This is a genomic window from Streptomyces polyasparticus (assembly GCF_014493765.1).
GTDB classification, from domain to species: domain Bacteria; phylum Actinomycetota; class Actinomycetes; order Streptomycetales; family Streptomycetaceae; genus Streptomyces; species Streptomyces polyasparticus.
This window is the reverse complement of record NZ_JACTVJ010000014.1, coordinates 164914-177848: the sequence shown is the minus strand read 5'-3', so window position 1 is coordinate 177848 and position 12935 is coordinate 164914. Positions and strand designations below refer to the sequence as shown.

The 12935-nt window shown below is 71.8% G+C and carries 14 protein-coding genes; 9 read left to right on the top strand and 5 right to left on the bottom strand.

Going from position 1 to position 12935, the window contains the following annotated elements; genetic code table 11:
• Nucleotides 1–9 precede the first annotated feature (9 nt).
• The 3 genes from H9Y04_RS28620 to H9Y04_RS28610 are packed head-to-tail and all read right to left on the bottom strand — an operon-like array spanning nucleotide 10 to nucleotide 2911.
• On the bottom strand, nucleotides 10–825 hold the full coding sequence (locus H9Y04_RS28620; RefSeq protein ID WP_187816946.1) for an ABC transporter ATP-binding protein: 816 nt from the start codon (nucleotides 823–825) through the stop codon (nucleotides 10–12).
• Nucleotides 822–1883: a FecCD family ABC transporter permease gene (locus H9Y04_RS28615; RefSeq protein ID WP_187816945.1), complete on the bottom strand. Its 1062-nt coding sequence runs from the start codon at nucleotides 1881–1883 to the stop codon at nucleotides 822–824. Before H9Y04_RS28615 ends, H9Y04_RS28620 begins: the two co-directional genes overlap by 4 nt.
• Nucleotides 1880–2911 (bottom strand): FecCD family ABC transporter permease, encoded by a 1032-nt coding sequence (locus H9Y04_RS28610; RefSeq protein ID WP_187816944.1) that lies wholly within the window; start codon nucleotides 2909–2911, stop codon nucleotides 1880–1882. The genes H9Y04_RS28615 and H9Y04_RS28610 overlap by 4 nt, the downstream gene beginning before the upstream one ends.
• Nucleotides 2912–3027: 116 nt before the next feature.
• Between H9Y04_RS28610 and H9Y04_RS28605 the strand changes: the two genes are divergently transcribed.
• A complete protein-coding gene (locus H9Y04_RS28605) occupies nucleotides 3028–3654 on the top strand; it encodes an HAD family hydrolase (RefSeq protein ID WP_187816943.1) in 627 nt (208 codons plus the stop codon).
• A 23-nt stretch (nucleotides 3655–3677) separates the two neighbouring features.
• Here H9Y04_RS28605 and H9Y04_RS28600 read toward each other — a convergent pair whose 3' ends face one another.
• Together H9Y04_RS28600 and H9Y04_RS28595 are read right to left on the bottom strand one after the other, a co-directional pair.
• Nucleotides 3678–3914 (bottom strand): hypothetical protein, encoded by a 237-nt coding sequence (locus H9Y04_RS28600; protein WP_187816942.1) that lies wholly within the window; start codon nucleotides 3912–3914, stop codon nucleotides 3678–3680.
• 92 nt (nucleotides 3915–4006) lie between these two features.
• Nucleotides 4007–5188 (bottom strand): acetyl-CoA C-acyltransferase, encoded by a 1182-nt coding sequence (locus tag H9Y04_RS28595; protein ID WP_187816941.1) that lies wholly within the window; start codon nucleotides 5186–5188, stop codon nucleotides 4007–4009.
• A gap of 247 nt (nucleotides 5189–5435) precedes the next feature.
• On the opposite strand from H9Y04_RS28595, the gene H9Y04_RS28590 reads away from it, so the two are divergent.
• The 8 genes from H9Y04_RS28590 to H9Y04_RS28555 all read left to right on the top strand — a co-directional run bounded on the left by H9Y04_RS28590 (nucleotide 5436) and on the right by H9Y04_RS28555 (nucleotide 12911).
• Nucleotides 5436–7226, top strand: a complete 1791-nt coding sequence (locus H9Y04_RS28590) for a fatty acyl-AMP ligase (RefSeq protein ID WP_187816940.1) — start codon at nucleotides 5436–5438, stop codon at nucleotides 7224–7226.
• Nucleotides 7227–7240: 14 nt separating this feature from the next.
• The gene (locus H9Y04_RS28585) at nucleotides 7241–8158 is read left to right on the top strand and encodes an acyl-CoA desaturase (RefSeq protein WP_187816939.1); all 918 of its coding nucleotides are present in this window, start codon (nucleotides 7241–7243) and stop codon (nucleotides 8156–8158) included.
• Nucleotides 8159–8162: 4 nt separating this feature from the next.
• On the top strand, nucleotides 8163–9116 hold the full coding sequence (locus H9Y04_RS28580) for an acyl-CoA desaturase (RefSeq protein WP_187816938.1): 954 nt from the start codon (nucleotides 8163–8165) through the stop codon (nucleotides 9114–9116).
• A gap of 54 nt (nucleotides 9117–9170) precedes the next feature.
• On the top strand, nucleotides 9171–9470 hold the full coding sequence (locus tag H9Y04_RS28575) for an acyl carrier protein (RefSeq protein WP_187816937.1): 300 nt from the start codon (nucleotides 9171–9173) through the stop codon (nucleotides 9468–9470).
• 2 nt (nucleotides 9471–9472) lie between these two features.
• Entirely contained in the window at nucleotides 9473–10564 is a 1092-nt protein-coding gene (locus tag H9Y04_RS28570; RefSeq protein ID WP_187817092.1) for a fatty acid desaturase, read from the top strand.
• Nucleotides 10561–11397, top strand: coding sequence for an alpha/beta fold hydrolase (locus H9Y04_RS28565; protein WP_308801135.1), 837 nt, complete (start codon nucleotides 10561–10563; stop codon nucleotides 11395–11397). The genes H9Y04_RS28570 and H9Y04_RS28565 overlap by 4 nt, the downstream gene beginning before the upstream one ends.
• Nucleotides 11394–11585, top strand: a complete 192-nt coding sequence (locus tag H9Y04_RS28560; RefSeq protein ID WP_438818157.1) for a rubredoxin — start codon at nucleotides 11394–11396, stop codon at nucleotides 11583–11585. Before H9Y04_RS28565 ends, H9Y04_RS28560 begins: the two co-directional genes overlap by 4 nt.
• 90 nt (nucleotides 11586–11675) lie before the next feature.
• Complete coding sequence (locus tag H9Y04_RS28555; RefSeq protein WP_187816936.1) at nucleotides 11676–12911, top strand: cytochrome P450; 1236 nt, start codon at nucleotides 11676–11678, stop codon at nucleotides 12909–12911.
• The last annotated feature ends 24 nt before the right edge of the window (nucleotides 12912–12935 follow it).

The following is a 12935-nucleotide window of genomic DNA, read 5'->3' as shown; positions in this document are numbered from 1 at the left end:
ACCCCGGGCCTACGAGGCCTTCCAGGGCGCCCCCGGCACCACCAGCGGTGATCCCGTCACCGGGTCCGGGACGACCACGCAGTCCAGGCCGAAGACCTCGCGTACGAGATCGGCGGTGACGACCTCCGAGGGAGGGCCGGCCGCCACCACGCGGCCCGACTTCATCGCGACCAGGTGGTCGGCGTAGCGGGCGGCCTGGTTCAGGTCGTGGAGGACGACCACGACCGTGCGGCCCTTGTCGCCCTTGTCGCCCTTGAATGGTGTATCAGCCAACTGGCGTACCAGGTCGAGGACTTCCACCTGGTGCGAGATGTCCAGATACGTCGTCGGCTCGTCGAGCAGCAGGAGTTCCGTCTCCTGCGCGAGGGCCATCGCGATCCAGACGCGCTGGCGCTGGCCGCCGGAGAGCTCGTCCACGGAGCGTTCCGCGAGATCGGCCACGTCGGTGCGGGTCATCGCCTCGGACACGGCCCGCTCGTCCTCGTCCGACCACTGCTGCCACCAGTGCTGATGCGGCTGGCGGCCGCGCGAGACCAGGTCCGCGACCGTGATCGCCTCGGGCGCCACGGGGGTCTGCGGGAGCAGCCCGATCTGCTGGGCGATCCGCTTGGTGGGCAGCGTGGCCAGCGAGGCGCCGTCCAGGAGCACCGAGCCCGACTTGGGCTTGAGCAGCCGCCCGAGTGCCCGCAGTGTGGTGGACTTGCCGCACGCGTTCGGGCCGACGATCACCGTCACCTCGCCGTCGGGGACCGCGAGGTCGAGGTCCGCGACGACCGTGCGGTCCTCGTAGGCGAGCGTGAGCGCCTGGGTGCTGAGCCGGCTCAAGACGTTCCTCCGACGGTACGGCTGCGAATGATCAGCCAGATCAGATACGGGGCGCCCACGGCGGCGGTCAGCACGCCCACGGGCAGTTCGGTCGGCGAGAACAGCCGGCGCGCGAGCAGATCCGCGAGGACCACGATCACGGCTCCCGTGAGCGCGCTGCTCACCAGCGGGATCTGCGCGGTACGGGTCATCCGGCGGGCGATCTGCGGCGCGAGCAGCGCCACGAAGTCCACCGGCCCCGCGGCTCCGGTGGCCACGGCCGCGAGCACCACACCGAGCGCGACGAGCCCGAGGCGTACGCGCCCCAGCCGTACTCCGAGGGCGGTCGCCGTGTCGTCGTCGAGCGAGACCGTGCGCTGCGCCCGCGCGGCCCACGCGATCGCCGGGACGAGAAGGAGCAGGACCGGGGCGAGCACCTCGGTCTCGGGCCAGCCGCGTCCGTTCAGGGAACCCGTCATCCAGATCTGCGCCTGCTGGGCGACGAGATAGTCGCCCTTCGTCATGAAGAGCGTGGTGACGGACCGCAGCGCGATCGCGAAGCCGATCCCGATCAGGACGAACCGCGTGGCGTGCAGGCCGCCCCGCCAGGCGAAGAGATAGACGAGCGCGGCGGCGAGCAGACCGCCGGCCACCGAGAGATACGGCAGCACGCTGTACGAGGTGATGCCGAACGTCATCGCCGCCACGGTGAGCGCGCTCGCGCCCTGGCTGATGCCGATGACATCCGGGCTGGCGAGCGGATTGCGCGCCACGGTCTGGATCAGCGCACCGGCCACACCGAAGGCCAGACCGACGAGCAGGCCCACGACAAGGCGCGGCAACCGCAGCTCCCCGACGACCAGTTCATCGGGCGAGGACTGTCCGAGCAGCACCTTCACCACCTCGCCGGGCGGGACGAAGGCCTCGCCGACGCAGAGGTACGCGACGCAGGACGCGGCGAGCAGCAGCACCAGGACGGAGGCGACGGCCACCGCGCGCCGGTGCACCAGGAAACGGGCAGGACCCGCCCGCAGGACGCTGTAGCCCGCGGGACGTACGGGGACAGAGGTCGTCGTCACGCCGCCACCGTCTTCCGCCGGACGAGCGCCACCAGGAACGGCACTCCGATCAGCGCGGTCATCACACCGGCCGGCACCTCCGAGGGCGGGAAGACCACCCGCCCGATCACATCCGAGACGAGCAGCATCACGGGCCCGATCAGCGCCGCCATCGGCAGCACCCAGCGATGGTCCGCGCCCACGACCGCCCGCGCGATATGCGGCACCGCGAGCCCGATGAACGCGATCGGCCCGGCCGCCGCGACCCCGACTCCCGTCAGGACGGTCGCCCCGACCCCGCCGACGATCCGTACGGTCGCGACCCGCTGCCCGAGCCCCTTGGCCACGTCCTCGCCGAGCGCGAGCGCGTCCAGACCGCGGGCCACCGAGAAGACGAGCACCACGCCCACGAGCAGGAACGGCCAGACCTGACCGACCACATCCGAGCCGCGCCCCGCGATCGAGCCCACCTGCCAGAACCGGAACTCGTCGAGCGCCGACGCCTTCGTGGTGAGCACCGCCATCGTCACGGACACGAGCAGCGCGTTGATCGCCGCGCCGCCGAGCGCCAGCTTCACCGGCGTCGCACCCCCGCGCCCGCTGGAGGCGATCGCGTACACGGCGACCGAGGCGATCCCGGCGCCCGCGAACGCGAACCAGACGTATCCGGTGAGCGTGTGGATCCCCGCGTACGCGATGGCGATCACCACGGCGACCGACGCGCCCTGGCTGATGCCGAGGATCCCGGGGTCCGCGATCGGATTGCGCGTGATGCCCTGCAGCGCGGTCCCGGCGAGGGCGAGCGCGGCGCCCACCATCAGACCGATCAGGGTCCGCGGCACCCGCAGCTCCCGTACGACGTCGGCGGCGTCGCTGTGCCCGCCGTTGAAAAGCGCGTCGAGCACGGCGGACGGGGCGATCGGCCGGGCGCCGACCGCGAGCGAGAGCAGCACGGCGAGCAGCAGGGCGACGAGGGCCGCCCCGGTGAGGGCGAGACGTCTGACCGCGAACGTGCGGTGCGCCGTGGGGGCGGGGGCGGCGGTCGGCATCGGACCCTTTTCTGCGTACGGGCGTAATGCCGCGCGATCGTCGAAGCTCAGGTTCGGCCAAGTCTAGGACCGGGACCCCGGACGATCACTTCCGGCCGTCCGTCCACAATGGGGCCATGACCTCGAACGCGCGCCCCCAGCCCCTGACCGTCGGTTTCGACCTCGACATGACCCTGATCGACTCACGGCCCGGGATCAAGGTCTGCTGGGAGGCGCTCGCCGCCGAGACGGGCGTGGACATCGACGCCGACCTCGTGGTCGGCCGGCTCGGCCCGCCGCTGGAGCACGAGCTCGCGCACTGGTTCCCGCAGGACGAGATCCCCGCGCTCGCCGACCGCTACCGCGAGATGTACCCCACGTACGCGATCACGCCGAGCCCCGCGATGCCCGGCGCCCGCGAAGCCGTCGCCGCGGTGCGCGCCGCGGGCGGCCGCGCGATCGTCGTCACGGCCAAGCACGAGCCGAGCGCCAAGCTGCACCTCGACCACCTCGGCATCGAACCGGACGCGGTGATCGGCTGGCTGTGGGCCGAGGCCAAGGGCGAGGCGCTCAAGGAGTACGGCGCCTCGGTCTACGTCGGCGACCACCTCGGCGACGTACGCGGCGCCCGTACGGCGGGCGCGCTCTCGGTGGCCGTGCCGACCGGCCCGTGCTCGGCCGAGGAGCTGCGCGCGGAGGGTGCGGACGTGGTCCTCGCGGACCTCAGGGAGTTCCCGGCCTGGCTGGCCGGCCACACCGCGTAGCTCCGGCCGCCCGCACCTCGTACCTACTGAGAAGCCCGTGCCTGCTTGCGCTGGACGGCGATCGACTTCAGGACACCCGCCCCGGCGATCGCGAAGCCCACGCCCATCAGCATGCAGACGGCATACGCGACGGGCGGAAAGGGATCCGTACCCAGGAACAGAGGGGCGACCGTGGCCATGGTGGCCACGGTCCCCACGAGGAAGACGATCGCGCCGATACGTACGAGCCGGTCGCCGGGCCCGGAAGGTGTGCTGCTCACACGGCAAGGATGACAGACCCGGCGGCACCGCGGCCGGGCCGGTCGGGCGGGGCAAGCCGCGCCGGCCGGGCCGCCCGGACGGGCCGGGACCGTCAGGCCGCCGAGTGCACCAGGAGCGCGCTGCCCTGCCCGCCGCCTCCGCACATGGCCGCCGCGCCGGTGCCCCCGCCGCGGCGGCGCAGCGCGTACGCGAGGTGGACGACGAGACGGGCTCCGGAGGCGCCCAGGGGATGGCCGAGAGCCAGGGCGCCGCCGTCCGCGTTGAGGATGTCCGGGGACAGGCCGAGCTTTCCGGCCGAGACGATGCCGACCGAGGCGAAGGCCTCGTTGATCTCCACCAGGTCGAGATCCCCGACACCGAGGCCGGCGCGGGAGAGCGCGGTGCTGATCGCGTTGGCCGGCTGCTCGTGCAGGCTGGGGTCGGGTCCCGCGACCGTCCCGTGCGCCCCGATCTCGGCCAGCGCGGTCAGGCCGAGCTCCGCCGCCTTGCGCGGGCTGCACACCACCACGGCGGCGGCGCCGTCGTTGAGCGGTGAGGAGGTGCCCGCGGTGATGGTCCCGGACGCCCCGAAACTGGGGCGCAGCTTGCCCAGGACCTCCACGCTGGTGTCGGGGCGCACCGTCTCGTCGTGTTCGACGAGCAGCTCGCCACCCCTGCGCTGGGGCACGGCCACCGGAACGATCTCCTCGGCGAGCGCGCCGCTCGCGACTGCCGCGGCGGCCTTGTGGTGCGAGGCGGCCGCGAAGGCGTCCTGTTCCCCGCGGGTGACGCCGTAGCGGCTGTTGTAGCGCTCGGTCGCCTCGCCCATGACCATGTCGTCGAAGCTGCAGTACAGACCGTCGGTCTCCATGGCGTCGGCGAGGGCCGCCTCGCCGTACTTGAAGCCGCCCCGCGATCCGGCGAGCAGATGCGGCGCCCGGGTCATCGACTCCTGCCCGCCGGCCACGATCAGGTCGAACTCCCCGGCCCTGATGAGCTGGTCGGCCAGTGCGACGGCGTCGAGACCGGACAGGCAGACCTTGTTGACGGTCATCGCGGGAGCCCTCATGGGGATGCCCGCGGCGACCGCCGCCTGCCGGGCCGGGTTCTGTCCCGCGCCCGCGCCGATCGCCTGCCCCATGATCGTGTACTCCACCTGCTCGGGTCCGACCCCCGCCCGCGCGAGTGCTTCGCGGATCGCGAGCCCGCCCAACTCCGGTGCGGAGAAGTCCTTGAGCGAGCCCATGAGCTTGCCCATCGGGGTCCGCGCGCCACCCAGGATCAACGACTTCATGCTGCGCTTCCTCTCCACTCCACGGCTCCACTGCTGCGCTCTGTCCGCAGTCCTGTGTCCTCAGGCTGTGTCCTGTGTCCTCGCAGCACGACCGTAGGGCGGCGGGGCGCGGAGCGGGCGCGGCCTCGTGCACGGCAACAACGCTTGTACGGGGCTTTGTTCGCCTGCACAGAGAGCGCCGGTCATCCGTTGACCGGCCCCCGCTCCCGGCATTCCCTGGGTCCGACTTCCCCGAAGGGACTGCCTGATGCACCTCACGACACTCCCCGACATCCTGCGTGAGCGGCTGACCGAACCGCCTACGCTCGCCTACCGGTTCCTCGCCGACGGCACCGAGCAGAGCGCCATGGACTGGAGCTACCACGACCTCGCACGGCGGGCGTCGCAGGTGGCCGCCCGGCTCGGCGACTGCGCGGGGCGGCGCGTGGTGCTCGCCCTCGACCCCGGACTCGCCTATATCGCGGCGCTGTTCGGGATCTTCCAGGCCGGGGCGGTCGCCGTGCCGTCCTTCCCGCCGTTCGGCCGCAAGGCCTCGAACCGCTTCGTGTCGATCGTCGCGGACTGCCGGCCCGACGCGGTCGTCATGGCGAGCCACCACCTGCAGAGCGGGGCCATGGCCGCCGAGCCGCTGTCCGGCGTGCGGGTGCTCACCCTCGACGACGCCGACCTGTCGGACCAGGACGGGCCCGCTCCCGCCGCGGCGGACCGGGACGAGCCCGCCGTGGCGGACCGGGACGAGCCCGCCGTGGCGTACCGGCCGGCCGCGCCGGACGAACCCGCGCTGATCCAGTACACCTCCGGCTCCACCGGCGATCCGAAGGGGATCGTCCTGACGCACGAGAACCTGGTGAGCAACTGCCGTGCCCTGGAAGCCAACATGGGAGCGGACCCGGACCGTGTCGGCTGCAGCTGGCTGCCGCCGTACCACGACATGGGCCTGATGGGCACGATCATGCTGTCCCTGCACGGCGGCTGGCCGCTGGTCCTGCTCTCTCCCGTGCACTTCGTGCAGCGCCCGTACCGCTGGCTCAAGGCGGTGAGCGACCACCGGGCCACCATCTCCGTGGCCCCGAACTTCGCGTTCGACCTGTGCGCCGACACGGTCACCGACGAGGAGCTGGCCACGCTCGACCTGAGCACCCTGCGCCAGCTCTACTGCGGCAGCGAGCCGGTGTTCAAGGCGACGCTCGACCGCTTCCGTGACCGCTTCGGCCCGGCCGGCTACGACGAGGAGTGCGTCATCCCCTGTTACGGGATGGCCGAAGCCACCCTGTTCGTCTCGGGCAAGCCGGACGGCACTCCGGTCAGGACCCGCTGGCTGGGCCGCGAGGGCCTGGAGCAGGGGCGTGTCGTGGCGGGCGCGCCGTGGGCGGACGACGCCGTCGAGGTGGTCAGCTGCGGCGCCGTCGCCGAGGACCACGACGTCACGATCGTCGACCCGAAAACCCTTGCACCGGCGCCTGCCGACCGGATCGGCGAGGTCTGGGTGAGCGGACCCAACGTGGCGCACGGCTACTTCCGGCGCCCCGACCTCACGGCCGCCGCCTTCGTGGCCGGCCCGGCGGGCGAGGGCGGTGACCCGACTCCGGCCCGCCGTCTGCGCACCGGCGACCTCGGCTTCCTGCAGGACGGCGAGCTGTACATCACCGGCCGGATCAAGGACCTCATCGTGATCGCAGGCCGCAATCTCTACCCGCAGGACATCGAACTCTCCGCGCTCACCGCCTGCGAGTGGCTCCGCCGCGCGGCCGCCTTCGGTGTCGTACGTCCCGGTACGGCGGCCGAAGAACTCGTCGTCGTCGCGGAGGTCACCCGGTCCGCGCTGCACACCGAGGACGAACTGGCCCGCGCCGCACGGGAGATCACCGCCGCGGTGACCGTGGACCACGGTGTGGCGCCCGGCGCGGTCCACATCGGCCCGCCCGGCACGGTCGCGGTCACCACCAGCGGCAAGGTCCGCCGCGGCGCGGTCCGCGAGGACTACCTCGCCGGGCGGCTCAAGCGCCCCCGCCCGGCCGCCACTTCCGTCGCTCCCTGACCCCAGGAGTCTGGATGACCACCGCCATGCCCGCGGCCGCCAGGGCCGACACCGATCACCTGGCCCGCCGTCTCGCCTACCTGACCGTCTGCATCCCCGCGGCCGGCTTCGCCGCCGCCGTGGCCTTCGCCTGGACCTACGGGTTCTCCGTGACCGACGGCGCCCTGCTCGCCGGCATGTACCTGGTGACGGCGCTCGGGGTCGAGGGCGGTCTGCACCGCTTCTTCTCGCACAAGGCGTTCGCCGCGGGGCCGGTGGTGACCACCGTCTGGGGCATCGCCGGGAGCATGGCGGCGCAGGGGCCGATCCTCTTCTGGGTCGCCACCCACCGCATGCACCACGCGCACACCGACCGCGAGGGCGACCCGCACTCGCCGCGGCCCATCGGCACGGACCGCCTCGCCCGGCTGCGCGGCCTGTGGCACGGGCACGTCGGCTGGCTGTTCACCGTACGGCGCAGCGGCTGGAGCGGTCATGTGCCGGACCTGATGGCCAACCGGACGGTCATGCGTCTCAACCGCCACTACTTCACCTGGGTGGCGCTCGGCCTGCTGCTCCCCGCCGTCGTCGGCGGTCTCGTCAGCGGCAGCGCGAGCGGCGCCGTCAGCGGGCTGCTCTGGGGCGGTCTGGCCCGGATCTTCCTGCTCGACCAGGTCACTTGGGGAGTCAACTCGATCGGTCACACCCTGGGGAACCGCCCGTACCGGACACGGGACAACAGCCGCAATGTCGCGGCCCTCGCACCGTTCTCGGTCGGCGGCTCCTGGCACAACAACCATCACGCCCAGCCCGCCCTCGCCGTCACCCGGCACCGGTTCTGGCAGCTCGACATCGCCGGTGCGGTGATCAGGCTGGCCGACCGCGCGGGCCTCGTGACGAACGTGCGCTACCCGAGCGGCGGCAGGCACTCCGCCGAGAACGCAAGGAGGTAGTCCCATGGCGACCACCGTCGGTCCGGCGCCGGAGCCGGCCATCGTCAAGCTCGACCCGGCAAGCCGAAGGACCAAGTGGATCACGGCGTTCACGTTGATGACGCTGCCCGCGCTCGGTTTCGCCGCGGCCCTGTACCTGCTCTGGAAGGGACAGGTCAGCGCCCTGGACTGGACGCTCTTCGGCGTCATGTACGCCGTCCACATGGGCGGCATCACCATCGGCTTCCACCGCTATCTCGCGCACAAGTCCTTCAAGACATCCCGCTTCTTCGAGGGTGTCCTCATGATCGCGGGATCCATGGGCGGCCAGGGCCCGATCATGTTCTGGGTCACCACGCACCGCCGCCACCACCGCTTCAGCGACCACGAGGGCGACCCGCACTCGCCGAACCTGCACGGCCCCGGCGTCCTCGGCAAACTGCGCGGCCTCTGGTACGCGCACATGCCCTGGATGCTCAGCGACGAGACCTCCCGCTGGACCGTCTTCGCGCCCGACGTGCTGCGCGACCGCCGGCTGATGTTCTACCACCGCACCTATCTGCACTGGCTGGCGCTCGGCCTGCTGATCCCGGCAGTCGCGGGGCTCGTGATCGGAGGAAGCCTGACGGCCGCCTTCACCGGGTTCGTCTTCGGCGGCCTCGCCCGCGTCTTCGTCGCCAACCAGGCGGCCTGGTGCGTCGGTTCGATCTCGCACATGTGGGGCGGCCGCCCGTTCGACAACGGGGACCGCAGCGCCAACAACTGGCCGGTCGCCGTCTTCACCTTCGGGGAGGGCCTGCAGAACAACCACCACGCCTTCCCCGGCTCGTACAAGCACGCGGTACGCGCCTGGGAGCCGGACCTCTCCGGCTGGGTGCTCACCGCCCTCGGCAAGGTGCGCGTCGTGCGGGACCTGCGCCAGCCGGACAAGGCCACCATCGCCGCCCGCCGCAAACACGCCCGCGCGTCGCAAGCCTGAACCGGCGCTCCGCAAGCCCGACTTGGCGTTCCGCAAGCCTGAAGGAGATCCCTCATGTTCAAGCGCAGTCGCAAGCAGTCCCTGCCCGAGGGCCCGGTCACCGAAGAGGTGCTCCGCGGCTGGCTCGTCGAGCATCTGGCGGGCCGTGTGAACATCGGCGTCGACGAGGTCGACACCGCCGCGTCATTCGAGTCGTACGGCCTCGACTCGCGGGCCGCGGTCCAGGTCTCCGGCGCCCTGGAGAAACTCGTGGAGCGCCGCCTGTCGCCCGCGCTGCTCTACGAGCACCCGAACATCGACGCGCTCACCGGCTTCCTCGCCAAGGAGCTGCGGCTCACCGGACAGGCGGGATGACCATGGCGGCCTACTCCTTTCCCACCGCGCCGGGACCCGAGTTCAGCGAGTTCATGCGCAAGTCGGACCAGCTCAAGGGGGTGCGGCTGCAGGAGGCCGTGCCCAGCGAGTACCTCAAGCCGAACGTGGCCCGCGGTCTGCTCGGCTTCGCCCTGAGCTGGCTGCTGTACGCGGGTGGCGTCGCCGGTACGGCGCTGGCACCCGGCTACCTCTGGCCCGTCCTGTGGACCGTCGCCGGCCTCGGCGGCTGGGGTCTGCACTGCATCGCCCACGACTGCGGGCACGGGTCGTTCTCCCGCTCCCGCCGTCTCAACTCGGTGATCGGACACATCGCCCTGCTGCCGCTCGTCTACCCTTTCCACGCCTGGCGGCATGTGCACAACCTGCATCACGCGCACACCAACAACCTGGAGCTGGACACCGACTGGCGGCCGCTGCCCGGCCGGATGTACGAGGGCATGCCGCTGCGGCAGAAGATCGTGTACAAGGGGACACGGACCTTCGCGTTCTGGTTCGGCACGGTCAACTACTGGCGTGTGTCCGGATTCCGCCCCGGCTTCTTCCCGAAGCGGCAGATGCGCCGTGACGTGGCCCGTTCGATCGTCGTGGTCGCGGCCGTCTGCGCGGTCTATCTCCCCGCGCTCGGCTACTTCTTCGGCGTCGAGGGACTGCTCACCATGTTCCTGGCCCCGTGGCTGTTCATCCACGCCTGGTTCAGCGCCACCACGCTCATGCACCACAGCACCAGCGACATCCCCTATCTGTCGGGGGAGCACTGGACGCGCAACGCCAGCCGCCTCCTTGTGACCACGGACTACACGTATCCGCGGTGGCTGCTCTTCCTCACCCACAACATCTCGATCCACACGGCCCACCACGTGATCCCGGCGGTGCCCTTCTACCACCTGCCCAAGGCCCAGGAAGCGCTCAAGGAGGCCTATCCGGGCATGGTGCGCGAGCGCCGGTTCACGTTCGGGGAGCTCTGGCGGATCCTGCGGGACTGCCACTTCTACGACACCGAGTCCGGCTTCTACACCGACTTCGGCCACAATCCCGTACCGGCGCAGGACCCGTCCAAGGTGTCCGCGGCGTGATCGGGCGCATGGCGTACGCGGTGACCGGCGCCCTCACGCCGGGGGCGGCGGGCCGCCGGGCCACCGACGCGTTCAGCACCACCCGCGCCTTCGGTATCCACCCCGCCGACCTGCCGCCGCTGGGCGCGCGGCCGTTCCCCGTACCGGGAGCGCCGCGCGTACGCGAGGGCTATCTGTGGGGTGACGAAGAGCTGCCCACCGCGCTCCTCGTCCACGGCTGGGGAGCCGACTCCAGCAGCATGCACAGCCTCATCGGCCCGCTGCGGGAGCTCGGTTACCGGGTGGCGGCCTTCGACGCGCCCGGGCACGGGGTGTCGGCGGGCACGCAGGCCACCATGACCGAGTACACGCAGGCGGTGGGGGCGGTCCTCGACACGCTCGGCCCCGTACGGGCGGTCGTGGCGCACTCCCTCGGATCGATCGTGACGGCGGCCGCGCTCGCGGCCCGCCCGGAGCTGCGGATCGACAGCCTCACCCTGGTGGCGCCGACCCGCACGCTCAGCGGGGTCCTCGACCGGTGGGCGGCCGGCCGGCTGCCGGCGCGCACCGCCGGGCTGATCCGCGCCGAACTGCACCGGCGCAACGGCGTTCCCGTCACCCACTGGGACGTGCTCGCGCACGGCCGCGCGCTCACCGCGCCGGTCCTTGTCGTGGCGGATCCGCGCGACCCGGTGGTGCCGTTCGCGGAGGCCGAGGCGATCGCCGCCGGGCTGCCCGGCGCCCGGCTGCGGAGCGTGCCCGACAGCGGACACCTGGGAATTCTGATGTCGCCCGTGACCAAGGAGACGACGGCGGCCTTCGTCGCCGAGCACGCGGAGGAGAGCGTCCTGTGAGCACCCCGACCGGAGTCGTCCGCAGCCGGGCCTGGATGTGCCTGATCTGCGGCTGGGTCTACTACGAGGACCTCGGCCTGCCCGAGGAGGGCATCCCGCCGGGCACCGCCTGGGAGGACATCCCCGACGACTGGAGCTGCCCGGACTGCGGCGTGAGCAAAGCGGACTTCGTCGTGGCCCCGCTGTAATCCGCTCTGCCATCCGCGTCCTACGCGACGCCGGAGCCGCGGCGACCGCAGACCGGCGAGCCGCGCCGCCCCCACAGACCAGGAGTGAACATGACCGCTGCGACCACCCTGCGCGACCCGCTGGACATCATGGTCCAGCTGCTGTCGTACGAGGGGAAGCAGAACCCCTATCCGCTGTACGAGGAGATGCGGGCGCACGGCCCGCTGGTGGACGTGGGCGGCACCCACGTCTTCGTCACCGGTCACGCCGAATGCGCCAAGGCCCTGCGTGAGCCGGCGCTGCTGCTCTCCACCGACGACGCGGTCCAGGATCTGCGTCTTCCTGGTTGGCGCGATCACGCGTCATGGCGCTGGCTGACCAGGAACATGCTGTTCAGCAACGATCCGCGGCACGAGCGGCTGCGCCGCTTCTTCGGCAACGCCTTCTCCGCCCAGCGCGTGGTGGCGCTGCGCGAGATGGTCGACCGGCTCGCCACGGAGGCCGTGGAGCACCTCGCCCGTGCGGGTGCGGACGGCAAGGCCGTCGACCTGGTCGAGGAGTTCTCGTACCGCTACGCGATCGGCGTCATCGGGGAACTCCTCGGCATTCCGCCCGAGGACCAGCCGGGCATGCGGGAGGACATCGGCGCCATCACCCTCGCGCTCGACCCGATCGGCGACCTGAACGTCCTGGTCCCCGGCGACGAGGCCATGGAGCGGTTCGCTGCGTACTTCTACGCGCTCGTCGCCCGGCTGCGGGCCGCTCCGGGACCGGACATGACCAGCGGCTGGATACGGGCCATGGACGACGGCGGTGAGATCACGGAGGAGGAGCTGGTCGCCAACCTCATGCTGCTCCTGGTCGCGGCCACCGAGGCGCCGATGGACCTGATCAGCAACACCGTACGGCTGGCGATCGAGCATCCGGACCACCACGAACGGCTGCGCGGCGACCGCGAGTTCACCGCGGGCTTCGTGGACGAGTCCTTCCGTTTCGACCCCGCCGTGCAGGCGCTGAACCGGGTCGCCTCGCAGGACTTCGAGTTCTTCGGGCTCCCCGTGGCGAAGGGCACCCCGCTGACCCTGCTGATCGCGGCGGGCAACCGGGACCCGCGGCGCTTCACCGACCCCGGGGTCTTCGACCCCACGCGCCGGGACAACCAGCCGCTGACCCTCAGCGCCGGCAGCCACTACTGCCTGGGCGCCGCACTGGCCCGGATGTCCGTCGAGTCGATGCTGCCGCGGCTCTTCGAGCGGCTCCCCGGCCTCGCGCTCGCCCACGGTGCCTCCTTCCGCGACCAGATCGTCCAGCGCGGGCACGAGCGTCTGCCCGTGACCGTCAAGTAGCGCCCGGCTCCGCACAGTCCGACA